Annotated in this window: 25 protein-coding genes; 19 read left to right on the top strand and 6 right to left on the bottom strand. The window is 72.5% G+C overall.

The features are described from left to right. Positions 1-44 precede the first annotated feature (44 nt). Together BIV04_RS12970 and BIV04_RS12965 are read left to right on the top strand one after the other, a co-directional pair. Positions 45-887: a hypothetical protein gene (locus BIV04_RS12970; protein WP_071256720.1), complete on the top strand. Its 843-nt coding sequence runs from the start codon at positions 45-47 to the stop codon at positions 885-887. 52 nt (positions 888-939) lie between these two features. Then, positions 940-1,356 (top strand): DUF3054 domain-containing protein, encoded by a 417-nt coding sequence (locus tag BIV04_RS12965; protein ID WP_071256719.1) that lies wholly within the window; start codon positions 940-942, stop codon positions 1,354-1,356. A gap of 24 nt (positions 1,357-1,380) precedes the next feature. Here the strand turns inward: BIV04_RS12965 and BIV04_RS12960 are convergent, their stop codons facing one another. After that, entirely contained in the window at positions 1,381-1,707 is a 327-nt protein-coding gene (locus BIV04_RS12960) for a hypothetical protein (RefSeq protein ID WP_054147332.1), read from the bottom strand. 190 nt (positions 1,708-1,897) lie between these two features. On the opposite strand from BIV04_RS12960, the gene BIV04_RS12955 reads away from it, so the two are divergent. The 5 genes from BIV04_RS12955 (at position 1,898) to BIV04_RS12935 (ending at position 6,695) form a co-directional block, all read left to right on the top strand. Next, positions 1,898-2,614: a DedA family protein gene (locus BIV04_RS12955; protein WP_071256718.1), complete on the top strand. Its 717-nt coding sequence runs from the start codon at positions 1,898-1,900 to the stop codon at positions 2,612-2,614. Between the two features lie 109 nt (positions 2,615-2,723). Next, the gene (locus tag BIV04_RS12950) at positions 2,724-3,572 is read left to right on the top strand and encodes a hypothetical protein (RefSeq protein ID WP_071256862.1); all 849 of its coding nucleotides are present in this window, start codon (positions 2,724-2,726) and stop codon (positions 3,570-3,572) included. 88 nt (positions 3,573-3,660) lie between these two features. Beyond that, positions 3,661-4,671 carry an SDR family oxidoreductase gene (locus BIV04_RS12945; RefSeq protein WP_071256717.1) on the top strand — a complete coding sequence of 337 codons (1,011 nt, stop codon included), beginning with the start codon at positions 3,661-3,663 and terminating at the stop codon, positions 4,669-4,671. Next, a complete protein-coding gene (locus tag BIV04_RS12940; protein WP_071256716.1) occupies positions 4,668-6,131 on the top strand; it encodes an NAD(P)/FAD-dependent oxidoreductase in 1,464 nt (487 codons plus the stop codon). Before BIV04_RS12945 ends, BIV04_RS12940 begins: the two co-directional genes overlap by 4 nt. Positions 6,132-6,239: 108 nt before the next feature. After that, the gene (locus BIV04_RS12935) at positions 6,240-6,695 is read left to right on the top strand and encodes an SRPBCC family protein (RefSeq protein WP_071256715.1); all 456 of its coding nucleotides are present in this window, start codon (positions 6,240-6,242) and stop codon (positions 6,693-6,695) included. 85 nt (positions 6,696-6,780) lie between these two features. On the opposite strand, the gene BIV04_RS12930 is transcribed toward BIV04_RS12935, so the two are convergent. Next, positions 6,781-8,463, bottom strand: coding sequence for a long-chain-fatty-acid--CoA ligase (locus BIV04_RS12930; RefSeq protein ID WP_071256714.1), 1,683 nt, complete (start codon positions 8,461-8,463; stop codon positions 6,781-6,783). 123 nt (positions 8,464-8,586) lie between these two features. On the opposite strand from BIV04_RS12930, the gene BIV04_RS12925 reads away from it, so the two are divergent. From BIV04_RS12925 to lepB, 3 genes are all read left to right on the top strand, one after another. Then, on the top strand, positions 8,587-9,405 hold the full coding sequence (locus BIV04_RS12925) for an SDR family oxidoreductase (RefSeq protein WP_218141855.1): 819 nt from the start codon (positions 8,587-8,589) through the stop codon (positions 9,403-9,405). A gap of 130 nt (positions 9,406-9,535) precedes the next feature. Next, positions 9,536-10,453: an oxygenase MpaB family protein gene (locus BIV04_RS12920; RefSeq protein WP_071256712.1), complete on the top strand. Its 918-nt coding sequence runs from the start codon at positions 9,536-9,538 to the stop codon at positions 10,451-10,453. 86 nt (positions 10,454-10,539) lie between these two features. Next, positions 10,540-11,181 carry a signal peptidase I gene (gene lepB, locus BIV04_RS12915; RefSeq protein WP_071256711.1) on the top strand — a complete coding sequence of 214 codons (642 nt, stop codon included), beginning with the start codon at positions 10,540-10,542 and terminating at the stop codon, positions 11,179-11,181. Positions 11,182-11,233: 52 nt separating this feature from the next. Here the strand turns inward: lepB and BIV04_RS12910 are convergent, their stop codons facing one another. Beyond that, positions 11,234-12,928 (bottom strand): long-chain-fatty-acid--CoA ligase, encoded by a 1,695-nt coding sequence (locus BIV04_RS12910; protein WP_071256710.1) that lies wholly within the window; start codon positions 12,926-12,928, stop codon positions 11,234-11,236. A 105-nt stretch (positions 12,929-13,033) separates the two neighbouring features. Further along, positions 13,034-13,591, bottom strand: a complete 558-nt coding sequence (locus BIV04_RS12905; RefSeq protein ID WP_071256709.1) for a TIGR03086 family metal-binding protein — start codon at positions 13,589-13,591, stop codon at positions 13,034-13,036. Positions 13,592-13,735: 144 nt separating this feature from the next. Here BIV04_RS12905 and BIV04_RS12900 point away from each other — a divergent pair, with 144 nt between their 5' ends. Together BIV04_RS12900 and yidC are read left to right on the top strand one after the other, a co-directional pair. After that, positions 13,736-14,032 carry a DUF6412 domain-containing protein gene (locus BIV04_RS12900; RefSeq protein ID WP_071256707.1) on the top strand — a complete coding sequence of 99 codons (297 nt, stop codon included), beginning with the start codon at positions 13,736-13,738 and terminating at the stop codon, positions 14,030-14,032. 94 nt (positions 14,033-14,126) lie between these two features. Beyond that, positions 14,127-14,870, top strand: coding sequence for a membrane protein insertase YidC (gene yidC, locus BIV04_RS12895; protein WP_071256705.1), 744 nt, complete (start codon positions 14,127-14,129; stop codon positions 14,868-14,870). A 54-nt stretch (positions 14,871-14,924) separates the two neighbouring features. Here the strand turns inward: yidC and BIV04_RS12890 are convergent, their stop codons facing one another. Further along, positions 14,925-15,476, bottom strand: coding sequence for a YceI family protein (locus BIV04_RS12890; protein ID WP_071256704.1), 552 nt, complete (start codon positions 15,474-15,476; stop codon positions 14,925-14,927). 153 nt (positions 15,477-15,629) lie between these two features. Next, positions 15,630-16,634 (bottom strand): aldo/keto reductase family protein, encoded by a 1,005-nt coding sequence (locus tag BIV04_RS12885; protein ID WP_071256702.1) that lies wholly within the window; start codon positions 16,632-16,634, stop codon positions 15,630-15,632. Between the two features lie 183 nt (positions 16,635-16,817). On the opposite strand from BIV04_RS12885, the gene BIV04_RS12880 reads away from it, so the two are divergent. The 7 genes from BIV04_RS12880 to BIV04_RS12850 all read left to right on the top strand — a co-directional run bounded on the left by BIV04_RS12880 (position 16,818) and on the right by BIV04_RS12850 (position 25,435). After that, positions 16,818-18,272, top strand: coding sequence for a glycosyltransferase (locus BIV04_RS12880; RefSeq protein WP_071256701.1), 1,455 nt, complete (start codon positions 16,818-16,820; stop codon positions 18,270-18,272). Between the two features lie 85 nt (positions 18,273-18,357). Next, on the top strand, positions 18,358-18,969 hold the full coding sequence (locus tag BIV04_RS12875; RefSeq protein WP_071256700.1) for a GtrA family protein: 612 nt from the start codon (positions 18,358-18,360) through the stop codon (positions 18,967-18,969). A 15-nt stretch (positions 18,970-18,984) separates the two neighbouring features. Next, positions 18,985-20,475: a glycosyltransferase gene (locus BIV04_RS12870; protein ID WP_255364287.1), complete on the top strand. Its 1,491-nt coding sequence runs from the start codon at positions 18,985-18,987 to the stop codon at positions 20,473-20,475. After that, the gene (locus BIV04_RS12865; RefSeq protein WP_071256699.1) at positions 20,472-22,478 is read left to right on the top strand and encodes a hypothetical protein; all 2,007 of its coding nucleotides are present in this window, start codon (positions 20,472-20,474) and stop codon (positions 22,476-22,478) included. The genes BIV04_RS12870 and BIV04_RS12865 overlap by 4 nt, the downstream gene beginning before the upstream one ends. A 98-nt stretch (positions 22,479-22,576) precedes the next feature. Continuing rightward, positions 22,577-23,443, top strand: coding sequence for a DUF4397 domain-containing protein (locus BIV04_RS12860; protein ID WP_071256697.1), 867 nt, complete (start codon positions 22,577-22,579; stop codon positions 23,441-23,443). Positions 23,444-23,585: 142 nt separating this feature from the next. Next, the gene (locus BIV04_RS12855) at positions 23,586-24,761 is read left to right on the top strand and encodes a glycosyl hydrolase family 8 (RefSeq protein ID WP_071256696.1); all 1,176 of its coding nucleotides are present in this window, start codon (positions 23,586-23,588) and stop codon (positions 24,759-24,761) included. After that, positions 24,758-25,435, top strand: coding sequence for a class F sortase (locus BIV04_RS12850; protein WP_143048709.1), 678 nt, complete (start codon positions 24,758-24,760; stop codon positions 25,433-25,435). Before BIV04_RS12855 ends, BIV04_RS12850 begins: the two co-directional genes overlap by 4 nt. Positions 25,436-25,481: the final 46 nt, after the last annotated feature.

Here is a 25,481-nt window from a genome sequence, read left to right as displayed (position 1 = left end):
GGCGTGTCGGCTCTCGGGCCGCTTTTCGCCCTAGATTCGAGGGCATGGCCGAGCAGATCGAAGGACGCGTCAGCTCTGCCGTCGACGCGTGGCTGCGCTGGCTGCCCCGGTGGCACATCGGCACCGCCCGGGGTCGCACGCGACCCTGTCGGGTGTGCCTCGGCTCGCCGGTGGCCACGGCTGCGGGTTTCGACCACGACGTGCCGCACGCCGTGCAGCACGCGCTGCTGAACCGGATGCGGCAGATCGTCGACGACGACGTCGACGAGTACACGGCCCGCAACCTGCCGCTCGTGACGCGCGAGCTGCGACTCGCCGAGGCCCAGGAGGCGCGGGGCTACCGACCCGAGCAGGGTCTCGACCCCGAGTTCCAGGGTCTCGACCTGGACCCTGAGCCCGAACCGGGCCAGCCGTTCCTGTTCACGCTCGCCGGTCTCGCGGGGATGCCCGCGGACGACGGCATCGTCCCGCCCGACCCGACCGTAGCGGGTGGCGAGCCCACGGGGCCGACTTCCGAGCTCGACAACGGGGCCGCCTCCTTCGACGTCGAGGACCTCGACGGCTGGTTGTTGCCGCCCGACTCGACGACGCCGAGCGACGCGCTCCCGCCGGTCGCGCCCGGCCCGGTGGTGCGACCGGAACACCAGCCCGAACCCGCCCCGCGAGCCGAGCCCGAGGCCGAGTACTCGGACGAGGCCAAGGCCGCCCTTCGACACGAGATCACCCTGGCCGGCGACCACGCGGAGGCCGTCGGCACGAGCCTGTGCCTGGCCCTCGTGCAGCACCGCCCTCGCATCGCCGAGGCGATCGACCGCCTCGTGGCCCCGCAGGTCGACGAACTGCTGGCAGAGTTGTCACGCGCACTCGAGCAGCCGCGGTCCCGCTGACACGGCACCGACCGCCCTGCGGCGGGTGCCGACGCCACGAAAGGACCCCGAGATGACTCGCCCCACCCCGACCGCGACCACGACGACCCGGCGACGGGACGCCGGCCGGGCCAGGTGGCCGATCGTCGTCGACCTCGTCGCCGTCCTGGCCTTCGTCGTGATCGGGCGTCGCAGTCACGCCGAGGGGCTCGACCTGCCCGGGCTGCTCGGCACCCTCTGGCCGTTCGTCGTCGGCGCGGTCGTCGGCTGGGTGAGCGTGGCGGGGGTCCGCTGGCCGTTGTCGGCCGTCCGGTCGGGCGCGGTCGTCTGGGTCTCGACCGCCGTGATCGGGGTGCTGCTGCGGGTGGTCGCCGGGCAGGGCGTGCAGCTCAGCTTCGTGGTCGTGACGATCGTGGTGCTCGGTGTGTTCCTCGTGGGCTGGCGGGCCGTGCTCGCCCTCGTGCGACGGGTGCGCGGCAGCCGGAGCTGAGCCCGCGGCGGCACCCGGCGCGGGTCAGCTCCGCCGCTTGACGCTGTTGTCGAGGCTGGGTTCGTCGGTGAGCACGAGACCGGACGAGCTGTTCGACGAGGCCGTCAACTCGGTGAGCCAGTCGCGGTTGATCGACGGCACGCGACCGCCCGAGTACTTGAAGTAGAGGGGGATGCCGGCGTCCAGCCAGATGCTGCTGCGGCCGTCGCCGACCTTCTGCGTGTCACGCCATGAGAAGAAGAACGACTCGCGTCGGCGCAGCTTGGTCGCGATGACGATCTGGAGGTGTTCGAGCACGCGGTCCTCGAACTCGACCTCGATGCCCGAGGTGCCGTAGATGAGCGATCCCATGGGGGTCCTGTTTCGTGAGTGTGTCCGGCGTCGGCAACGAGTCCGACACAGGTCAATGTACCTTGCGATCAGGTGTTCCCCGACAGTCGACCTGGTGACGGCGTTGTGGGCGGACGTGCAGGCTGCCCCGCCATACTCGGGGCTGCCGATCCGCTGCGCCCCCGAGCGCCCGACCGACCACCTGGGACCCATGACCTCGACCGCCCTCGTCCTCCGCGCCTCCTCGTCCTCGAGTCGGGACGTCGTCGCCGACCTCGACGGCCTCGTCGGGTTCGCCGCCCGCGTCATCGACGCCCTCGGCGAGTGGGGCGTCGCCCTGCTGACCTTCGTCGAGACGGTGTTCCCGCCGATCCCGAGCGAGATCATCCTGCCGCTGGCCGGGTTCCTCGCCGGCGCCGGGTCGATGAACATCGTGCTGTTGATCGCGCTGAGCACCCTCGGCGCCTACCTGGGCGCCCTCGTGCTGTACGGGCTCGGGGCCGGTCTCGGCCTCGACCGCAGCATCCGGTGGCTGGCCAAGCTGCCGCTCGTCGACCGGCACGACTTCGAGCAGGCGGCCGGCTGGTTCGAGCGTCACGGGCGGTCGGCGGTGTTCTTCGGCCGGTTCATCCCGGGCGTGCGCAGCCTCATCTCGCTGCCCGCGGGGGCCGAGCGCATGCCCCTGCTGGTCTTCTCGATCTTCACCATCGTGGGCAGCGGCCTCTGGAACGGCCTGCTGATCGGCCTGGGCGCCGCCCTCGGCACCCAGTACGAGCTCATCGACCAGTACGCGAAGTACCTCGACTACGTCGTGTACGCGGCCATCGCGGGCGTCGTGGTGTTCCTCGTCGTCCGGTCGGTGCGCCGTCGTCGGGCCGGTGTCGACGACGCCTCGCGTGACGCCGTCGATCAGGACGTTCGCGGCTGACGTTCCGTCGCCGTCCAGGCGACAGGCCGGGTCGATCCGTACCGTGGTGGGCAGACCGACGTCGCGCTCCGCGTGCGGCACCGAGCACACGATCCGACAGGACACCACCATGGGATTCCTCGACCGCCTCCTCGGCCGCGAGCCGCAGCAGGGCCAGCCGCAGCAGCCCTCCGCCCCGCAGGGCTACCGGTACGGCCAGCAGAGCTACGAGCAGCCTGCCGCCCCGCAGCAGGGATACGACCAGCCGGGGTACGGCCAGCCGGGGTACGGCCAGCCGGGGTACGGCCAGCAGGGGTACGGCCAGCAGCCGCCGGTCCAGTCCGCCGGCCCCGGCGGTGGGCCGGCCCGCAGCGAGGACGAGATCGCCGTTGAGCGGTACCGCTACCTGCTCAAGACCGCCCCGCCCGAGACGATCGAGCAGGTCCACGCCGAGGCGTTCGCGAAGCTCAGCCCCGAGCAGCGGCGCCTCGTCTTCGACCAGCTGACGGCCGAGTCGAGCCCCGGCGAGGCACCTCGCGGCGACGACGCCGGCTCGCTGGCCCAGGCGGCGACCCGCTCCGAGCTGCGTCGGCCCGGCACCCTCGAGCGCACGCTCGGCGGCGGCGCTCCCGGCCAGCAGCAGGTCGGCCGGAACGGCCAGCCCGTGCGTCAGGGTCCCGGCATGGGCTCGATCATCGGCGGCTCGATCCTCGGCACGGTGGCCGGCTACGTGATCGGGTCGACCCTGATGAGCGCGTTCCTCTCCGACGCGGGCGCGACGGCCGACGGAGGCGCGGGCGACGACTCCGGCGCCGACCAGGGCACCGAGGGCGACGGGGGAGCGGACGGCGGTGCCGACGCCGGCACCGAGACGGCGAGCGACGGCGGCGGGGACTTCGGTGCCGACGGGGGTGGCGACTTCGGCGGCGGCTTCGGTGACTTCGGTGGAGGCGACTTCGGCGGCGGCTTCGACATCTGACACCTGGGCGTCACCCGGGACGGACCCCTCGACGCGGACTACCGTCGGGGGTCCGCCCACCACCCGCCGTCAGGCCCCAGGGAGCACCATGACCAGCACCAGAGTCGCCGTCGTCACCGGAGGGTCCGCCGGCCTCGGCCGGGCCACCGTCCGAGAGCTCGCCGCGCGCGGGTGGGACGTCGCGGTGCTCGCCCGAGGCCAGGACGGACTGGACGGCGCCGTCCGCGACGTCGAGGCCGCGGGGCGTCGGGCGCTGGGCATCTCCACCGACGTGGCCGATCGGGCCCAGGTCGAGTCGGCCGCCGACCGGGTCGAGGCCGAGCTCGGCCCCATCGACCTGTGGGTCAACGACGCCATGGTCGGCGTGTTCGGCGAGTTTCTCGAGACCGATCCCGACGACTTCGAGCGGGCGACGGCCGTCAACTACTTCGGCTTCGTCAACGGCACCCGAGCGGCGCTGTCGCGCATGGTGCCCCGCGACCGTGGTCACGTGATCCAGGTCGGGTCGGCCCTCGCGCACCGCGGCATCCCGCTGCAGGCGTCGTACTGCGGCGCGAAGCACGCCGTGCAGGGGTTCACCGAGTCGGTCACCACCGAGCTGATCCACAACAAGAGCTCGGTGCGCATCAGCACGGTCGACATGCCGGCGCTCAACACGATCCAGTTCAACTGGGTGCGGTCGACGCTGCCCGAGCACCCCCAACCGGTGCCGCCGATCTTCGAGCCCGAGGTCGGGGCCCGGGCCATCGCCGACGTCGCCGACAAGCCGCGACGCCGCACCTGGCTCGGCGAGCCGACCGTCATGACGGTCCTCGGCAACCGCTTCGTGGCGAACTTCCTCGACGTCTACCTGGCCAAGAGCGGGTACTCGGGCCAGCAGGCGCCCGACAAGACCGAACCCATGCTGCCGGACAACCTCTACGAGCCCACGGCCGGCGACCAGGGTGCCCGGGGCATCTTCAGCGACCGTGCCCGCAGCACGAGCCCGCAGGTCTGGTACACCCGTCACCGCGCCCTGACCGTCGGCGCCGCACTCGGTGCCTCCGCGGCCGCCACCGCTGCCGTCGTGGGCCGGGTGACCCGGGGGCGTCGGGCATGAGCGCCGCGCCTGAGGTCGACGCCGTCGTCGTCGGCGCGGGCCCGAACGGGCTCTCGGCAGCCGTCGTGCTCGCCCGGGCGGGCCTGCGCGTCGAGGTCGTCGAACGCGCGGACACCATCGGCGGAGGTGCCCGGACCCAAGAAGCCACCCTGCCGGGGTTCCGACACGACATCTGCTCGGCCGTGCACCCCATGGCCCTCGCCTCGGGGTTCTTCCAACGCTTCCAGCTCGACCGCCGCATCGAGTTGACGGTGCCCGAGATCTCGTACGCGCACCCGCTCGACGGCGGTCGGGCCGGCATCGCGTACCGCGACCTCGACCGGACGGCCGAGGGTCTGGGCAGCGACGGGGCCGCCTGGACGCGTCTGCTGCGAGGACTCGTGGAGCGCGAACCCCGCATGTCGAAGTTCACGATGCGCGAGCTCGTCCGGGTGCCGGACGACCCGGTGACCCTGGCCCGCTTCGGTCTGGCCGCCCTCTCACAGAGCGGCCCGTGGTGGAACGCCGGCTTCACGGGCGACGAGGCCCCGTCGATGCTCGCCGGCGTGATGGCCCACGCCATCCGTCCGATGCCCAGTCTCTCGACCTCGGCCGCCGGGCTCGTCCTGGCCGTCCACGCGCACGCGCGGGGCTGGCCCGTGCCGACCGGCGGCAGCCAGTCGATCGTCGACGCCATGGCCGACGACGTCCGGGCCCACGGGGGCACGATCACGACGGGCGTGGACGTCACGTCGATCGACGAGCTGCCCACGGCGCGGGCGACGATCTTCGACACGAGCGCGCGCGCCCTCGCCGACATCGCGGGCAGCCGTCTGCCCGACCGGTACGAGCGCGCCCTCCGTCGCTTCCGGTACGGCAACGCGGCGGCCAAGGTCGACTTCGCCCTGTCGGGCCCCGTGCCCTGGGCGAACGAGGAGGCCCGGCGCAGCCCGACCCTGCACCTCGGGGGGACGCGGGCCGAGATCGCCTCGGGCGAGCACGACGTCGCGTCCGGCCGACACGCCCGCACGCCCTACGTGCTGGTCGCCCAGGCCGGTGTCGTCGACGGCACCCGCGCGCCCGAGGGGCAGCAGTCGCTCTGGGCCTACACGCACGTTCCCCGCGGCTCGACCGTCGACCAGACCGAGACCGTCATCGAGGGCATCGAACGCTTCGCCCCGGGCTTCCGTGACACGATCCTCGCGACGCACAGCCGCACGGCCGTCGAGCTCGAGCGGCACGACCCGAACTACATCGGGGGCGACATCGCCTCCGGGGCGCCGAGCGTCTGGCAGCTCGCGGCACGACCGACCCTGTCGACCGAGCCGTGGCGCACGCCGACCCCCGGCCTCTACCTCTGCTCGTCGTCGACGCCACCCGGACCGTCCGTCCACGGTCTCGGCGGGGCATACGCCGCCCGCAGTGCGCTGAAGCACGAGTTCGGCATCGACCGCCTGCCCTACCTCGGCCTGGACGCCTGACCGGGCCCACCCGAGATCGGGCCGACACCCGACGCCCGATCTGATCCACGCCCGAAAGGGCGCGTCAACGGGGTGCGCGGCTCGCGGGGATCATGCCAGGATCGACGGATGAGCACCACGCACCGCTTCATCGAGGCCTCGCCCCACGACGTCTTCGACGTGCTGAGCGACGGGTGGCTCTTCCCGAGCTGGGTCGTCGGGTCGGCGCGCATCCGCGAGGTCGACCTGACCTGGCCGAGCGTCGAGGCCACCATCCACCATTCGTTCGGCGTCTGGCCGCTGGTCATCGACGACGTGACGACGATCCTCGAGTGGGACCCTCCGGTCCGCGCCGTGTTCCACGCCAAGGGCTGGCCGATGGGCGAGGCCCGGGTCGAGATCGACGTCCGCAACCGCATGGGCGGCTGCTTCGTCACGATGACCGAGTACGCCGTCGCCGGCCCCGGCCGCCTGGTGCCGAAACCCCTGATGGACCCTCCGCTGCACTGGCGCAACAAAGAGGCACTGCAGCGTCTCGCCTGGCTGGCCGAGGGACGCGTGAACGACCGCGTCTCGCCCAGCTGACCCGCGCCTCCCGGACCGACCGCGTCGCAGGCGAGCGACCCGCGCCTCCTGACCGTCGTCCGGACGAGGAGGCGCGGGTACGGTCTCAGCGCTCGGCGAGCGAGTCGCGCACCTTGCGCCGCAGCACCTTGCCGATCAGCGACCGCGGCAGGTCGTCGACGACGACGATGCGTCGCGGCACCTTGTAGGGCGTGAGGTGCTTGCGGGCGAACGAGCGCAGGGCCGCGACGTCGACGTGGGCACCCGGCTTGGTGACGATCGCGGCGGCCACCTGCTCGCCGCCGGGGGTCGGCAGGCCGACGACGGCCGCCTCGGCCACGCCCTCGAACCGGGTCAGCACCTCTTCGACCTCGGACGGCGAGACGTTGAACCCGCCGGTGATGATCAGCTCTTTGATGCGGTCGACGACGCGGACGAAGCCGTCGTCGTCGATGGTTACGATGTCGCCGGTGCGGAACCAGTCGCCGTCGACGAAGACCTCGCCCGATTCTTTCGGCTTGCGGTAGTACCCGCTGAACACCTGCGGGCCGCGGACGATCAGCTCGCCGCGTTCGCCGGCCGGCACGTCGACCGTGGGGTTCTCGGGGTCGACGACCCGCACCTCGGTGCCCGGCAGGGGCAGACCGACCGTGCCCGCGCGACGCGTCGGCCCGACCGGGTTGGCCATGAGCACGGGCGAGCACTCGGACAGCCCGTAGCCCTCGACCAGCCAGCCGCCGGACTCGGCCTCCCACGGCTCGACGACGTCGGCCGAGAGGGGCATGGCGCCCGAGATCGCGACGTCGACGCCCTTCAGCGAGACGCCGGCATCGAGAGCGGCTTTCTGCAGGCGCGCGTAGATCGGCGGCACGGCGGGCAGGAAGGTCGGCGGGTGCTTCTTCATCACCTTGAGCACCAGTGCCGGGTCGAACGCCGGGAAGAGGACGAGGCGGGCGCCCATGCTCATGGCGAAGGTGAGGCAGAGCGTGAGGCCGTAGGCGTGGAACATCGGCAGCACGGCGTAGACGACGCAGGTGCCGCGCTCGATCGTCGGCACCCAGGCCTGGGCCTGTGCGGCGTTCGACAGCAGGTTGTGGTGCGTCAGCTGGGCGCCCTTGGGCGTGCCCGTGGTGCCGCTCGTGTACTGGATGACCGCGAGGTCGTCGGTGGTCGGTCGCGGGTGCTTCGCCTTGATGCGCGACGAGCCGACGATCTTCTCCCACGGGGTGGTGCCCGACACGGTCGTCGTCAGCCGCTCGCGGGACTCGCGGGCCTTCTTGATCGGCAGGGCCAGGGCGGCCCGCGTGGCGAACGGCATCGCCCGGGTGACGTCGACCGAGACGAGGTGCTCGACGGCGACGTCGTCGGGGAAGGCCTGGATCGTGTCGACCACCTTGTTCCAGGCGATGGCGACCTTCGCACCGTGGTCCTCGAACTGGTGACGCAGCTCGCGCGGCGTGTAGAGCGGGTTGTGCTCGACGACGATCGCCCCGAGGCGCAGCACCGCGTAGAACGCGACGACGTGTTGCGGACCGTTCGGCAGCACGATCGCGACCGTGTCGCCGTGCCCGACGCCGAGCTTGCGCAGCCCCTCGGCCGCCCGCGAGATCTGGTCGACGAGCTCGGAGTAGGTGGTCGTCGCCCCGAAGAACTCGAGCGCCACCGCCCTCGGGTACCGCGCGGCGGAGGCCTCGACCAGGTCGAGCAGCGAGCCGTCGACCGGTTCGAGGTCGTGCGGCACGCCGGGTGCGTAGGAGTCGAGCCAGGGACGAGCGCTGTCGGTGGTCACCGGGCCACTCTATCGACCGCCGGGCGTACCCCGTCGGCTCGACGCCGCCTGGCAACCTGACCGTGGACGAGGAGGCGCGGCGCAGCATGGTCCTCGAATTCACGGAGAGAGGAACGACACATCGTGAGCAAGGTCTGGTTCATCACCGGTGCATCCAAGGGCTTCGGCCGCGAGTGGGCCGAGGCGGCCCTCGAACGCGGCGACCAGGTCGCGGGCACCGTACGGAAGATCGACGACGTCACGCCCCTGGTGGACGCGTACGGCGACTCCTTCCTGCCCATCCAGCTCGACGTGAACGACCGTGCGGCCGACGTCGCCGCGGTCCGGCAGGCCGCCGAGCACTTCGGTCGCCTGGACGTCGTCGTGAACAACGCCGGCTTCGGACACTTCGGCATGATCGAGGAGATCACCGAGGACGAGGCCCGCGCCCAGCTCGAGACGAACCTGTTCGGTGCCCTCTGGGTGTCGCAGGCCGCGCTGCCGATCATGCGCGAGCAGGGCTCGGGCCACATCGTCCAGGTGTCGAGCATCGGCGGCATCAGTGCCTTCCCGACCGTCGGCATCTACCACGCCTCGAAGTGGGGCCTCGAGGGCTTCAGCCAGTCGCTGGCCCAGGAGGTCGCGGGCTTCGGCATCAAGGTCACCCTCGTCGAGCCCGGCGGCTTCTCGACCGACTGGTCCGGCCCGTCCGCCTCGCGCAGCGACGAGCTGGAGGCCTACGCCGAGGTGCGCGAGGCCGCGTCGAAGCGTCCCTCGGCCGCCGACCCCGGTGACCCCACCGCCACGCGCGCGGCGATCCTCAAGGTCGTCGACGCCGACGAGCCGCCGCTGCGCATCTTCTTCGGCAAGGCACCGCTCGAGATCGCCACGAAGGACTACGAGTCGCGTCTGAAGACGTGGAACGACTGGCAGCCCGTCTCGGTCGAGGCGCACGGGAACTGACACCCGCCCCGACACGCACGCCGCGCCTCCTGCCCCCGCCCCGGGACGCAGGAGGCGCGGCGTGCGTCCGCGGGGTCTCGCGCCCGGCGTCCGCCGCGAGCGTCCAGCTACCGCGGCGCATGATCGAGGCATGCCCGCTCTGACCGAACCGCTCCGCGCCCGCCTGCAGTACACCTTCAACGGGCAGTACACGGGCACGCCCGAGTGGGTCACCGACCTCGAGAAGGGCGACGACGAGGGGTTCTTCCTGCCGGGCTCGGCGGTGTGGGCCGTCCACGGTGCCATGTCGACCATCCCGGCCGGCGTGCGGGCCCTGCTCGTCCAGGCGCTGCACCCGGGAGCGCTCGCCGGCGTGCACGACCACTCGCGCTTCCGTGAGGACCCGCTCGGTCGCCTGGCCGGCACGATCCGCTGGATCTACACCGTCTCGTACGGCAGCCGCGAGGCCGCCACCCACGCGTCGAACTGGGTGTCACGCCTCCACACGAAGGTCGTCGGCACGTACGACGACCGGAACGGCGTGAGCCACGACTACGCCGCCAACGACCCCGAACTGCTCAGCTGGGTGCACATGGCCTTCGCCGACTCGTTCCTCGCCGCCTACCTCGAGTGGGGCCGTGAGCCGATCCCGGGTGGGCCCGACGCCTACGTCCGCGAGTGGGCGACGGCCGGCGAGCTGATGGGCGTGCCGAACCCGCCGCGCAGCGTCGCCGAGATGCAGCAGCAGCTCTTGGACTTCGACCGCCGAGGCGTGCTCGAACGCACGGCCCGGACCGACGACGTCGTGAAGTTCATCAAGCACCCGCCCCTCTTCCCCGCGCTCAAGGTCGGCTACCCCGTGCTCTTCAACGGCGCGGTGGGCACGCTGCAGCCGCGCTTCCGTGAGCTGCTCGGGCTGCGCGCGCCGCACGTCGGGCCGATCGACCTGCCCACCCGGGCGCCGGCCCAGGCCATGCTCGCCGGTGTCGGGGGAGTCCTCGGCAAGCGACCCGTCGCCGAGGAGCACGCCCTCGCGCGGCTCGACCGCATCGGGTGGACGGCCGCCTGACGCGTGGCCCGGCGCCGTGGGGCCGCGACCCGGCGGCCCCCTGACCGGGGAGGGCGGGGCCGGGCGGCCGCTGGCAGGATGAGCCGGTGACCGACACCAGCCCCCTCGCCGACGCGACCGACGAGGGCGAGGCGACCCGCGCCTCCTCGGCTCGGTGGGGTTCGACGGGACGGTGGCTGCTCGAGCTGCTGGCCATCGTGCTGGTCGGGCTGTTGCTGTCGTGGGGCGTCCGCACCTTCCTCGTGCGCAGCTTCTCGATCCCGTCGGGGTCGATGGAGCAGACCCTGATGATCGGCGACCGCATCATCGTCAACGAGCTCGCTCCGAGCGTGATGCCACTGCACCGCGGCGACATCGTCGTGTTCGAGGACCCGGGCGGGTGGCTCGGCTACGGCGACGACGCCGGGCAGGACCTCGTCAAGCGCGTCATCGGGCTGCCGGGCGACCACGTCAGCTGCTGCGACGCGGACGGTCACGTGCTCGTGAACGGCCGGCCCCTCGACGAGCCGTACCTCGTGCTCGCCGACGGCGGCCCCCGGGCCTCGGCCACCGACTTCGACGTGACCGTGCCCGAGGGTGCCCTCTGGGTGCTCGGCGACAACCGCGACCGCTCGGCCGACTCGCGCGCCCACCAGACCGGGCCCTACGCGGGCTTCGTGCCCGTGGACGACGTGATCGGACGGGCCTTCGTGATCAGCTGGCCGATCGACCGGTGGCAGCGGCTCTGACCCCGCCGGCCGGGCCCGCCGACCGGGCCAGCGGCAGGACCCGCCCCGGGGCTCAGCCCGCGGCGATGAGCCGGTCGCGCACCTCGCGACGCAGCACCTTGCCGATCAGCGACTTCGGCAACTCGTCGAGCTGCACGACCCGACGGGGCACCTTGTAGGCGGCCAGTTGGCCGCGTGAGGCGTCACGGATGGCCTCGGCGTCGAAGGAGGCGCCCGGCTCGAGCACGACGGCCGCGACGACGTCCTCGCCGCCGCCCGAGCGGGGCAGGCCGACCACGGCGACCTCGGCCACGCCGGGGGCGTTCCGCACGGCCTCCTCGACCTCGGAGGGGGCGACGTTGAAACCACCCGTGACGATGAGCTCCTTGATGCGGTCGACGATCGTGACGTAGCCGTCCGCGCTCATCGTGACGATGTCGCCGGTGCGGAACCAGCCGCCCTCGAGGAACGCCTCGGCGGTCTCGTCGGGGCGGTTCCAGTAACCGCGGAAGACCTGCGGTCCGCGCAGCAGCAGTTCACCCGCGGCCCCGGCGACGACCGGGCGGCTCGGGTCGGGGTCGTCGCGGTCGACGACCATCGCCTCGGTCGACGGGAACGGCACGCCGACGGTGCCGACGCGGCGGGTCGGGCCGATCGGGTTGCCCAGGGCGACGGGAGAGGTCTCGGTCAGGCCGAAGCCCTCGACGAGCATGCCGCCCGTGACGCCCTCCCAGGCCTGGACGACCGCGGTCGGCAGGTTCATCGCGCCCGAGATGGCGAACCGCGCCGACGACAGGTCGACGCCACGCTCGCGGGCCGCGTCGGCCAGGCGCTGGTAGATCGGGGGCACGGCCGGCAGGAAGGTCGGCGGGTGCTTCTTCGCGGCCTTGAGCACGAGGTCGACGTCGAACTTCGGGAAGAGGACGAGGCGTGCCCCGATGCTCATCGCGAAGGTGAGGCAGAGCGTGAGGCCGTAGGCGTGGAAGAACGGAAGCACGCCGTAGACGGTCTCGTCACCGTCGACCAGGCCGGGCACCCAGGCGCGGCCCTGCGCGGCGTTGCTGCGCAGGTTGCGGTGTGTCAGGATCGCGCCCTTCGGCGACCCCGTGGTGCCGCTCGTGTACTGCAGCAGGGCGATGTCGTCGACGTCGGGGCGCGGGTGCTTCTTGCGCAGCGGACGGTTCGCCAGCAGGCCCTGCCAGGTGACGTCGCCCTCGGCTCCGTCGGTCAGGGCCGCGCGACTCTTCTTCGCCGCGGGCACCGGCAGCTTGAGGGCGAGGCGCGTGCCGAACGGCATGCCCTTCGTCACGTCGACCGAGACGACGGTCGAGAAGCCGATGTCGGCGGGCAGGGAGCGCAGCCGGTCGACCAGCTTGTCCCACGCGATGGCGATCGTGGCGCCGTGGTCCTCGAAGAGGTGCCGCAGCTCGCGGTCGGTGTAGAGCGGGTTGTGCTCGACCACGACGGCGCCCAGGCGCAGCACGGCGTAGAACGCCACCACGTGCTGCGGGCTGTTCGGCAGGATCAAGGCGACCCGGTCGCCGCGACCCACGCCGAGCCTCCTGAGGCCCTCGGCCGCGCGCGCGACCTGGTCGCCCAGGTCGCGGTAGCTGGTCTCACGACCGAAGAACTCGAGGGCCGGCTTCTGCCGGTACGTCGACACGGCGTCGTCGATGAGGTCGACGAGGCTGCCCGTCACGGGCTCGATGTCGGCGGGGACGTCGGGGGCGTAGCTGTGCAGCCACGGGCGATCGATCGGGGCGGTCATGCCACCACCTTGGCAGGGTCGGGTGATGAACCCCCGGGAGGCGCGGGCCGCGTCGCCGGGGACGCCCCCGTGGGGCTCGCGCCGGGACGGTGGGCCCGCGCCGCCTCAGCGGGCGTCGCGCCCGGTGAGGGCGAGCAGGCGGATGCGCAGCGGGGCGTCGTCGTCGACCGGGACGGGCGAGGCGAACAGGCCGGAGGCCTCGAGCGCGTCCTTCTGCGGCGCGAACACGCCCCAGACGGCCTCGACCAGCGCGTCGTCGAGTTCTTCGTCGGTGCCCACGGCGCGGGCGAGGTCCCAGGTGTGGATCGTGACGTCGGCGACCTGCTCGGCGAGGTACTCGTGCACGGGCACGACGTCGGCGCTCAGCCGCACCTCGGCGTGGGGGTCGGCCTCGCTCCAGGCGGCGGTGGCCGCACTCGACCACCGGTGCCAGGCCTCGACGAGGTCGTCGCCGAGCGGCTCGATCGAGTTCTCGGCCTCGGCGGGGTCGCCGCCCTCGAGCAGCAGCGGCACCCACTGCTGCTCGCGCGTCACGTGCCGCACGAGGTCGCGCACCTTCCACTCGGTGTCGGGCGTCGGGGCGTCCCAGTCGGACACGGCCTCGACGCGGCGGGCGAACTCGTCGTGGGCGGTCTTCTGCAGGGTGATCCAGTCGACGGTCATCGGGAGTCCTCTCGGGGTGGGGCGGTGGCTCTCGGCGTCAACCGCGGACGTCGCCAGGTTGTTCCTGAGGCTAGTGCGCTCGCCGTGTCCGTTCGGCGGTCTCCGACCCTGTCGCGGCAGGGAGGCGCGGGGTAGGTTGGGCGCATGACCCTCGGCCTCTCGATGCTGGCGCCCCTCGCGGCGTTCGTCGAGGCCGTGCTCTCGTCCGGCGGGGCGCCGCTGTCCGCGGTCGTGCTCGTCGGCCTGCTCGGCGCCGCCACCGCGGTGGTCGCGCTCGGCGTCGCCCGTGTCGTGCTCACGCTCTGCGGGCTGGCCGGTGCGGTGCCCGAGGCGACGCTCCGTGAAGAAGCCGGCACGCGCCTCCTCGTCTGGCGACGCGATCCCGACGCGCGCGGTCACGTGCGGTCCCGGGCTCCCGGGCGGGCCGTCCCGGCCGCCTGAGCGCACCCGAGCCTTCGTCGATCCGACATCCGCGTCGATCCGACGCCCCCGGCGGCCAGAAGACACCCACCGTCTCTCTGACCGAGGAGTCCTCATGGACCTGTCCACCTTTCCCCCGATCGCCGTCGTCCTCGGCGGTCTGCAGTCGCTCGTCACCACCCTCGGCGTGCTCGTCGAACCCGTGGCCGGGGCGTCGGCCGCCGCCGTCGGCGTCGTGCTGCTCACCCTGCTCGTCCGCCTCGTGCTCGTGCCGGTGGGCGTCTCGCAGGTGCGCGCCGAGATCGCCCGCCGTCGACTCGCGCCGGCGATCGCCGACCTCACCCGCCGGATCACCGACCCCGAGGCCCGGAGCAAGGCGCTCATGGCGCTCTACGCCTCCGAGAAGGTGTCCCCGCTGGCCGGCTGCCTGCCGACGCTCGCGCAGGCCCCCGTGCTCACGGCCGTCTACTCGCTGTTCGCGCACTCCGAGATCGCCGGTCACGCCAACACCCTGTTGACGCACACCCTCGGCGGTGCGGCGCTCGGGGCGAACCTCTTCGTCACGCTCGGGACGGGGCTCGCGGCGGTCTGGCCGTACCTGGTGCTGCTCGTGCTGCTCGCGATCGTCGTCGAGCTGAGCCGGCGCGCCACGCTGCGCTTCACCGGGCCGGCGACCGTTGCGACGGCGGGGCCCGGGCAGGAGGCGCTCCTCGGCACGGCGGGCGTGCTGCGCTGGTTGCCGTTCGTCAGCGTGCTCTTCGCGGCGTTCGCGCCGCTCGCCGCCGCGCTCTACCTCGTGACGAGTGCGGCCTGGACGCTGGGGGAGCGCGCGGTGCTGCGCCGAGTGCTCGCGCGGTGACGCCGAAGGGCCCGCCCTCGCCGTGCGAGAGCGGGCCCTTCGGGGTGCTGCTGCCTACGCGGCGAGCGTGAACTGGATCTCGAGCGTGACGGTGACGTCGTTGCCGAGCGTGAAGCCGCCGGCCTCGAGGGCGGCGTTCCAGGTGACGCCGAACTCGGTGCGGTCGATCTTGGTCGTGGCCGAGAAGCCGAGCTTGGTCTGGCCGTAGCCGTCGACGACGAGGCCGCCGAACTCGCTCTTCAGGGTGACGGGCTTGGTGACGCCGCGGAGGGTCAGGTCGCCGTGCACGAGGAACGCGTCGTCGCCCTTCTCCTCGATGCTGGTCGACACGAAGGTCATCTTGGGGTGCTGCTCGGCGAGGAAGAAGTCGCCGGTCTGCAGGTGACCGTCGCGGTCCTTCTGGTTGGTGTTGACCGAGGCCACGTCGATCGAGGCGGTGACCTTCGAGGCGGTGTGGTCCTCGGCCGTGACGAGCGAGGCGTCGAAAGACTCGAACGAGCCCTTGACCTTGCTGATGGCCAGGTGGCGGACGCTGAACGAGACCTCGCTGTGCGTGGGGTCGAGGTTCCAGGTGCCGGCGGGGATCTTCTCTGCGGTGATGGTCATGGTGTTCTCCTGAATCTGTGAGGTCGAGGTCGATGACGTGTCATCGAAGCTGGTACGAGTATATGCAAGCGCATCCAGCCGGACAACATTCCCGGGGTGTCCGGAAGATGTCGAGGGGGTGTCGGCCGGCCCGAGATCGGGCCGGCCGCGGGGTCACGCCGGGCGACGCTCGGGCGAGACCGTCTTGCCGGGGTCCTTCTCGGCGAGGTCGCCGAGCGCCTCGTCGATGCGGGCCATGACGTCGGCCGGCAGCGCCACGCCCGCCGCCTTGACGTTGTCGGCCACCTGCTCGGGGCGCGAGGCCCCGATGATCGCGGACGCCACGTTGTCGTTCTGCAGCACCCACGCGATGGCCAGCTGGGCCATCGAGAGGCCGAGGTCGGCGGCGATCGGCTCGAGCTTCGCGACGCCGGTGAGCACCTCGTCGGTGAGGAAGCGCTTGATCGTGTCCGCGCCTCCCTTGTCGTCGGTCGCGCGGCTGCCCGCGGGCAGCTCGGCGCCCGGCTTGTACTTGCCGGTCAGGACGCCCTGGGCGACGGGCGACCAGACGATCTGGCCGAGGCCGTGCTGCTTGCTCGCCGGCACGACGTCGGACTCGATGACGCGCCAGAGCATCGAGTACTGCGGCTGGTTCGAGATCAGCTGAACGCCGTGCTTCACGGCGAGTTCGTGGCCCGCGCGGATCTGTTCGGCGGTCCACTCGCTGACGCCGATGTAGAGCGCCTTGCCGGCACGGACCACGTCCGCGAAGGCCTGCATGGTCTCTTCGAGCGGGGTCTCGTGGTCGTAGCGGTGGGCCTGGTAGAGGTCGACGTAGTCCGTGCCGAGGCGTCGGAGCGACCCGTCGATGGACTCGAGCACGTGCTTGCGGCTGAGGCCGACGTCGTTGTGCCCGCGCGGGCCGGTGGGCCAGTAGACCTTGGTGAAGATCTCGAGGCTCTCGCGACGCTCGCCCTTGAGGGCGTCGCCGAGGACCTGTTCGGCCGCCGTGTTCGCGTAGGCGTCGGCGGTGTCGAAGGTCGAGATGCCGGCGTCGAGGGCCGCGCGGACGCACTGCGTCGCCACGTCGTTCTCGACCTGGGACGCGTGCGTCAGCCAGTTGCCGTAGGTGATCTCCGAGATCTTGAGTCCGCTGTCGCCGAGGTGTCTGAATTCCATGACCCCACGCTACGCGTCGGGGCGGGCGCAGCGAAGGCGCGTGCGGTCGACTCGGAAGGCGTACAGTGACGATTCATCAGATCGTGTCCCCCGACTGGGGGACACGATCCGTCGGACGCCGCGGTCCCACCCGGGGGCGGGCGTCCGAGGCTCCCGCTGACCCGACCCGACTGGAGCACCACCGTGACCTCCACCCCGCCCCTCGCGGCGCCCGGCCCCGTCCTCACGCCGACGCTGCCCGCGACGCCCACGCCGTTCGCTCCGAACCGCGGCGGTCTGCCCTCTGTCCCGGTCGAGGACGCCTCGGCCGCCCTGCCGTGGGCCGACTGGTCGAGCCTGCAGTGGGCCGGTTTCCTGCTGCTCGCCGTGCTGGTCGCCCTGGTCCTGCTGGTCTCGATCCGTCGCATCGTGCACAGGCTCCACCTCGTCCGTGAGCAGGAGGAACTCGGCCACCGCGACCTGGACGGCCCCGTGCTGCCCCCGGCGCACGCCTTCACCGCATTGGTGGCGGCGCGAGGACCGGCCGGTCTGGCCGTCACCCTCGACCTGCTGGCGCGGCAGCAGCACCCCGACGTGCGCGTCCTCGTCGCCGTCGATCCGGACGACACCCTGGCGCTCGACGTGACGACCTCCGCCGTACGGCGTCACCCCGGGCGTGTCCAGATCGTCCAGGCGGGGCCGCTCGCCGGGCCTTCGCCCGCGCTCGCCTCGTCGCTCGCCTCGTCGCTCGTCGACGCGCTCGCCGAGGTCGGTGACGGCGTGGTCGGCGTCTTCTCGGCGGGCGACCGGCCACACCCCCGGCTCTTCGCCCTCGTCGACTCGGTCCTCTCCCGAACGGACGCCGACGCGGTCCAGCACGCCAGTCGGCCGGCGCTCGAGGCGACGCCCTGGTGGGCGCCCCGGTCGGCCGTCGACCGGTGGTGGTGGTCCCGGTCGGTGGTCCGCTCGCACGGACGGGCCGGCTTCGTGCCGCTGTCGGACAGCACGCTCTTCGTGCGTCGCTCCTGGCTCGCCTGGTCGGGCGGCTGGGATGCGACCCGTGTCGCGGCGGGCCTCGACCTCGGCGTCCGCATGACGGTGGCCGGGGCCCGCGTCGTCATCGCGACCTCGCCCGAGACGACCACCGTCGAGCGTTCGCCGGGTGGGCTGCGCGACCTGGCCCGTGCCCGGGCGACTTGGATCCGTGGGTGCCTGCAGGTGCTCGGCCACGGGGACTGGCGTCGGCTCCGGCCGAGGGCGCGGCGCCGTGCCCTCGGTGTGCTCACCGAGCCGCTGCTGGACGCCGGCGTGACGATCGTGACGGCCGCGGCGCTCGTGTCGACGGTCCTGGTCGGCGCGCCCGCCCTCGTGATCGCGCTCGCGGCGTTGCCGGTGCTGCCCTGGCTGCTCTCGCAGCTCCTGGACGTCGGGGGCACGACGGAGGCGGCCGCGGAACAGGGGCGGCGGGCGACGGGGCGGGAGCGCCTCCTGGTGGTCGTGGGCTCGGTGCCCGACCGGCTGGTCACCCTCGTCGCCGTCGTGGCGGCGGTCGGGGCGGAGCTCGCCGTCGCGCGGCCGGAGGTCGTGGGCCCGTCTGCGTCGAGCGACCCGATCCGCGGCGCACGACCCGTCGGGGTCGACGAACCCGCCACCGGATGAACGGCAGATGTCGGCTCTCTGGCAGTTGGCCCGGATGTGCGTACCCCGACCAAACCGATCCTGCGATGCCCCCCGAACCGGTGTCATGCCCGAAACCGAGTCCCCCGTCCGGGGGGCACGCCCCGACCGTGCCCCCTCGACGAACCCGACACCACCCCTGCGCCTCGTCGCCCGGGTGAGAGAACTCGCGACCTTCGGCGCCGTGGGCGGCATCGCCTTCGTCGTCGACGTCGGCGTGTACAACCTGTTGCGCGCCACCCTCCTCGACGACAAGCCCATCGGCGCCAAGGTCGTCTCGGTGCTCGTCGCCACGGCCGTCGCCTGGCTCGGCAACCGCTACCTGACCTTCCGCGAGGGCCGCAACCAGGCCGTCGTCCGCGAGGCCGTCACCTTCGGCCTCGTCAACGTGGGCGGCCTGCTGATCGCCTCGGCCTGCCTGTTCGTCTCGCACTACCTGCTGGGCTTCACCAGCCAGCTCGCCGACAACGTCGCGGCCAACGGCGTCGGCCTCGTGCTCGGCACGGCCTTCCGGTACCTGGCCTACCGCCACCTCGTCTTCCGCGGCTCGTCCGCGGTCACCACCCCGGCCGACACCCCCGACGCGTCGGCCGCGCTCGCCACCGTCGCCGGCCCCCCGCCGACCGACGACCCCACCCGACAGAACACCACGCAGACCCACCTGCACCCGACCCACTGACTGGAGAGTGATCCTGTGTCGACTGACCCGACCCAGATCCCGACATCACATCTCGCAGCAGGCGAACCCGCGCCGCTGCTCACCCCGCAAGCCCCCGCCGACCCGTCCCGGTTCGTCCCGAACCGTGGCTCGACCGGTGCGGCCGAGTCGACGATCGGCTTCCAGTTGCCCGACTGGTCGCCCCTCGAATGGATCGGCTACTCGTCCCTGATCGTCGTGACGATCCTGCTGACCGCCGTCGCCGTGTCGACCCTCTGGTGGATGCTGCACGCCTGGCGGTCGAAGGACAACCTCGACGACAGCCAGTTCAGCGAGAACCCGCTCGACGCCGCCCACTCGTTCACCCTCCTCGTGCCCGGCCGGCACGAGGAGGAGGTCATGGGCCAGACCCTCGACCGTCTCGCCCAGCAGGACCACCCCGACTTCGAGATCATCGCCATCGTCGGCCACGACGACCCCGGCACCGAGCGGGTCGCCCGCGAGGCCGCCGCCCGTCACCCCGAGCTGATCCGCGTGGTCGTCGACTCGAGCGTGCCGAAGAACAAGCCCAAGGCGCTGAACCTGGCGCTGCAGTCGTCGCGCGGCGAGATCGTCGGCGTGTTCGACGCCGAGGACGAGGTGCACCCCCGCCTCTTGACGCTCGTCGACTCGCGGTTCACCGAGACCGACGCCGACGTGGTGCAGGGCGGCGTCCAGCTGATGAACTTCCAGAGCAGCTGGTGGAGCCTCCGCAACGTGCTCGAGTACTACTTCTGGTTCCGGTCGCGCCTGCACTTCCACGCCAAGGAGAAGTTCATCCCGCTCGGCGGCAACACCGTCTTCGTGCGCAAGGACTGGCTCGACTGGTCCGAGGGCTGGGATGCCGAGTGCCTCGCCGAGGACTGCGAGCTCGGTGTCCGCCTCTCGAGCGCCGGCGCCAAGGTCGTCGTGGCCTACAGCCCCGAGGTCGTCACCCGCGAGGAGACCCCCGGCACCTTCGTCTCGTTGCTCAAGCAGCGCACCCGCTGGAACCAGGGCTTCATGCAGGTCTACGGCAAGGGCGAGTGGAAGAAGCTGCCCCGCCTGCGCCAGCGCCTCATGGCCCGCTACCTGCTGACCATGCCGTTCATCCAGGCCGCCACCGGTCTGCTGATCCCGGTCTCGATCATCCTGATCCTGACCACCAAGGTGCCGACCGCCATCGCGCTCGTGTCGTTCGTGCCCCTGGCGCCGACGCTCGTGCTGCTGGCCGTCGAGTTCACCGGACTGCGCGAGTTCGGGCGGGTCTACGGCCAGAAGGTCCGGGCCCGGGACTACTTCCGTCTCGTCTGGGGTCTGCTGCCCTACCAGATCTTCCTCGCGCTGGCTGCGGTCCGGGCGGTCTTCCGCCAGCTGAAGGGCCTCAACGCGTGGGAGAAGACCGAGCACACCGGAGCGCACCGCGACGAGGTCGCGACGACCCCCGAGGAGGCGCCCCGCGCCTCCCAGCAGGAGCCCGCCATGGCCATGACCGGAGGTGACCGATGACCAGCACGCTGAACCGCCCCCGCGCGGCCGACACCACCGTGTCGAACGGCCCGGGCACCCCCGTGGTCCCCACCAAGGACCCGCGACGCTCCGAGCCCGCGTCGTGGTTGCGTCGGCACGGCGCGAGCCTCGCCTGGCTGCTGCCCGTCCTCGCGGTCGCCGCCGTCGTCATGGCGTTCAACATGGACGGCTCGCCTCAGCGCATCGACGACGAGGGCACCTACGCCGCCCAGGCCTGGGCGATCCAGAATCTCGGCGAGATCACCCACTACACCTACTGGTACGACCACCCGCCCGTCGGCTGGCTGCAGATCTCGGCCTACACGGCCCTGACCGGTGCCTTCTCGCGCTACGACGTCGCGGTGCTCGCCGCCCGTGAGGCGATGCTGTTCTTCACGGTCGCCTCGGTCGCGCTCGTCTGGCTGCTCGGACGCAAGCTCGGCCTCAGCCGTCCCGCGGCCGCCGTGGCCGGTCTCGTGTTCGCCGTGTCGCCGCTGGCCCTGCAGTTCCACCGCACGGTCTACCTCGACAACGTCGCCACCCCGTGGCTGCTCGCCGCGTTCGTCTTCGCCCTGAGCAAGCGGTACCAGCTCGCCGGCTTCGCCGCGGCCTCGCTGTCGTTCGGCATCGCGGTGCTCTCGAAGGAGACCTACCTGCTGGCGCTGCCCTTCCTGGCCTGGATGATGTGGCGGGGGGCCGACAAGTCGACCCGTCGGTACACGCTGTCGATCGCGGGCAGCCTGCTCGTGCTCGTCGGCCTCGGCTACGTCGCGCTCGCCGCGGTGAAGGGCGAACTGCTGCCCGGTGCCGGCCGGGTGAGCCTGCTCGAGGGCATCCAGTTCCAGCTCGCGACCCGCGAGGCCAGCGGCTCGGTCTTCGACACCGGCAGCCTGTTCTTCGCCACCGTGTCGCAGTGGTGGCAGCTCGACCAGGTGCTCATCGTGCTCGGCACGCTCGCCTCGATCGTGGCGGTCTTCATCAAGAAGGTGCGTCCGCTCGGCGTGATGATGGTCTTCCTGATCGCGTTCATGTTCCGCCCCGGCGGCTACCTGCCGGTGCCCTACGTGATCATGCTGCTGCCGTTCGCGGCGCTGCTCGTCGCGGCCGTCACCGACCACGCCGTCAAGGCGTTCCGTGCCCGCCGTGCCGGCGCGCTCTCGACCGCGGCCACCCGCACGGGCTCGGTCGCCTGGCTCGCCCTGACCCTCGCGGCCGTCGTCGCGATCGTCCCCCTCTGGGCCGTGCAGTTGCGCGGCTTCCTGGACAGCGACCTCGACGCGCCCATGCGCAACGCCGAGAGCTGGGTCGAGACGAACGTGCCGAAGGACAGCCGCCTGCTGGTGGACGACGCCGTGTGGGTCGACCTGGTCAAGGCCGGCTTCGCCCGCGACAACGTGATCTGGTTCTACAAGATCGACACCGACGGCGCCGTCCAGGCGCAGTCGCCGAACGGTTGGCGCGACTCGGACTACCTGTTCGAGACCGAGTCGGTCCGCACCTCGGGGCCCACCTCGCCCGAGATCCGCGAGGCCCTCGCGAACTCGACCGTCATCGCCTCGTTCGGCGACGGCGACCAGCAGGTCAACGTCCGGCAGATCGACAGCCAGGGCGCCGCCCAGGCGCAGACCGAGGCGGACGACGCCGCGTCGGCCCGCGCGCAGGCCGGTGCCGAACTCGCCCAGAACCCGAACCTGCAGATCTCGTCGACCCTGTCGACGGCGCTCTCGGACGGTCGGATCGACCCCCGCGCGATCATCGTGCTCGGTCAGCTCGCCGCCCAGGGGCCGATCTCGGTCGCCGATCCCGAGGCCCTGCCGGGCGAGCAGGACGCCCTGTTCCGGCAGATCGACATCACTCCGCAGGGCGGCCAGTCCGTCGACGAGCTGCAGGCGACGCTCGAGGGCCTGGGCAGCGTCTACGTCCCCGAGTCCGCCGTCCCCTCGGGTGACGGACTGCGCGTCACCTTCTCGGCCGTCGCCCCGACCGGCGTCCTCTCGAACTGATCGCCACGCCGGTGCCCGTCCTCGGGCGGGCACCGGCACCTCCTCACCGCGTCCCACCCGTCCCGGGTGGGGCACCCGACCGGAAAGGACCAGCCTCCGTGGCTTCCCTCTCACGCACCACCGGCGCCTCCGCCGCCCTCACCGCCGTCCCGACCCGGCGCCGCCGTCTCGCGACGGTGCTCGCCCTCACCGCCGCCACCGGGGTCGCCCTCGCCGGCGCCCTCGTGGGGACGTCGCCCGCCCACGCCGCCGACGGCGACGGCTGGGTGCGCGTCGGCCACCTCTCGCCCGACACGAAGGCCGTCGACGTCACCCTCACCTCGCTCAAGGGCGGCCAGGTCGTCATGGACCTCGACGACGTCACCTACGGTCAGGTCAGCCCGTACCAGGCGCTGGCCGCCGGCACCTACGTGGTCGCGATGACCGCAGCCGATGCTCCCGCCAGCGCGAAGCCCGTCATCACGGCCAACGTGACGGTGGCGAGCGACCAGCCGATCACGGCCGTCGCGTACGGCCCGAACGACGACCTCAAGACGCAGGTCTTCAAGGACGACCTGACGCCGCCCGCCGACGGCCAGGCCAAGGTCCGTCTCGTGCAGGCCGCGAACGTGAGCAAGACCGTCACCGTCGCGACCAGCACGGGCACCACCATCGCCGAGAAGGCGCCCTTCGGCAGCGCGAGCGGCTACGCCCAGGTCGCGGCCGGCCCGTGGACCCTCGACCTCACGGGTCAGAAGGTCACCGGCACGAGCGACGTCGACCTCACGGCCGGCAGCACCAACACCCTGTTCGTGCTCGACAACTCGACCGGCGGCCTGACCGTCGTGCCCGTCGTCGACAGCGCGGCCACTCCCCAGGCGCCCGTCGGCGGCGTCCAGACGGGTGGCGGCTACCTCGCCGAGCACCCGCAGAAGAGCGAGGCGAAGAGCCTCTGGGCCACCGTCCTCGGCTGGTTCGGGGTCTGACGACCCGCACGACCCGGCACGACGAGCACGGCCCGGCAGGACGAGGAGGCGCGGTGGGCGACACACCGCACCGCGCCTCCTCGGCTCCCCGCCCCACCGCACGACCGACGCCCGGCACCATCGGGCAGGAGAAGAGAACGACATGACGAAGAAGACGAAGGCGCTGCTCGCAGCGGCCGTCGTGGTGGCGCTCGCCGTCACGGCCGGCATCGCCTCCCTCGTCGTCGGAGGGCCGGGCGGCCCGTCGACGGACCAGGCAGGCGGCGGTGCGGACGCGACCGGCACCCCCGGCGCGGGCACCGCGACCCCGCAACCCCGGACCGCCACCGAGATCGGCGAGGATTTCCTGGCGGACTACGTCGACGACGACGGCCGCGTCGTCCGGCGCGACCAGGGCGACGACACCGTCAGCGAAGGGCAGGCCTACGGGCTGCTCGTCGCGGTCGCCGTGGGCGACGAGAAGCGGTTCGACGCCATCTGGCGCTGGACGGAGGACGAGCTCGTCCGTCCCGACGGACTGCTCGCCTGGCAGTGGAAGGACGGCGCGGTGGTCGACGACATGCCCGCCAGTGACGCCGACGTCGACGCGGCCCGGGCCCTCGTGCTCGCCGGCTCGACCTTCGACCGGCCCGAGCTCACCACCGCGGGTGTCGACCTCGGCACCGACGTGCTCGACGAGATGACGGTCTCGACCGACGTCGGCCGCATCCTGCTGCCCGGCCCGTGGGCGATGGGCCCCGGCCCGTGGTCGTACAACCCCTCGTACGCCTCGCCCGCCACCTTCGCGCAGCTCGGCGCCGCGAGCGGCGACCCCCGGTGGGCCGAGCTCGAGGCCGGCTCGCGTGCCGTGACCACGAACATCCTCTCGTCGACGGCCCTGCCGAGCGACTGGGCCCAGGTGCGGCAGGACGGCACGACCGTGCCGCTGCCGAGCGCCGACGGCTCGTCGGGCACCGTGCAGTACAGCTACGACGCGGGACGGTTGGCCCTGCGTTACGCCGAGTCGTGCCAGCCGGACGACGTGGCCCTCGCCGCCTCGATGGCCTCCGTGCTGCAGCGGTACGACGAGCTGCCGATGCAGCTCGACCTCGGCGGGCAGTCCCTGGGCTCGGACCAGAGTCCGCTCGCCTACGCCGCCCGCGCGGCGGCCGAGGCCGGCGACGGCCAGCACGACCGGGCCGCCGCCGACCTGCGCACCGCCGACGCCCTGTCGCAGTCGACCCCGACGTACTACGGCACCGCCTGGGCGGCGCTGGCCGCCCTGCAGCTCGAGGGCACGAGCCTCGGCGCGTGCTCGCCCCTGGCGGTGGCCGGATGAGCCTCGCGACCTTCGTGGCCGGCCATCGCGCCGCCGCCCTCGCCGTCGGTGCCGCCCTGGTGCTCGTCGCCGGCGGGGTGACCGCGGCCGCCGTCGCCGACCGGCCCGACGACACGGGCACCCCGGCCGCGGCCTCGCCGTCGGCCACCTCGACGCCGGACCCTGCCAGCGGGTCGGCCGGTGCCTTCCAGGACCCGGCGGCACCGTCGTACACCGCACCGCCGGCGGACGCCACGCCCGTCCGCGTGCAGATCCCGTCGATCGGCGTCGACTCCGGCCTCGAGGACCTCGGGCTCGGGGCGCAGGGCGAGCTCGACCCTCCGAAGGAGTGGCAGTCGGCCGGCTGGTACCAGGACGGTGTCGTCCCCGGAGCGGTCGGACCGGCCGTCATCGCCGGGCACGTCGACTCGGGCTCCGGCCCGGCGGTCTTCGTCGACCTGGCGAAGCTCGTGCCCGGCGACGAGGTGCAGGTCACGCTGTCCACCGGCTCGGTCGAGACCTTCCGCGTCACCGGCAGCGAGCGCACCCCGAAGGCGACGTTCCCGACCAGCGACGTCTACGGCGCGACTCCGACGCCCGGGCTGCGGCTCATCACCTGCGACGGCACGTTCGACCGGTCCACCGGCCACTACGTCGACAACCTGATCGTGTTCGCGGACCTCGTGACCTCGTGACCGGCGGCTGTCCGGTCGGACCGCGCCGCGCCTCCTGACCTCCGGG

This window comes from Frigoribacterium sp. MCBA15_019 (assembly GCF_001864945.1).
GTDB lineage: Bacteria > Actinomycetota > Actinomycetes > Actinomycetales > Microbacteriaceae > Frigoribacterium.
This window is presented reverse-complemented; position numbering and strand designations above follow the sequence as displayed.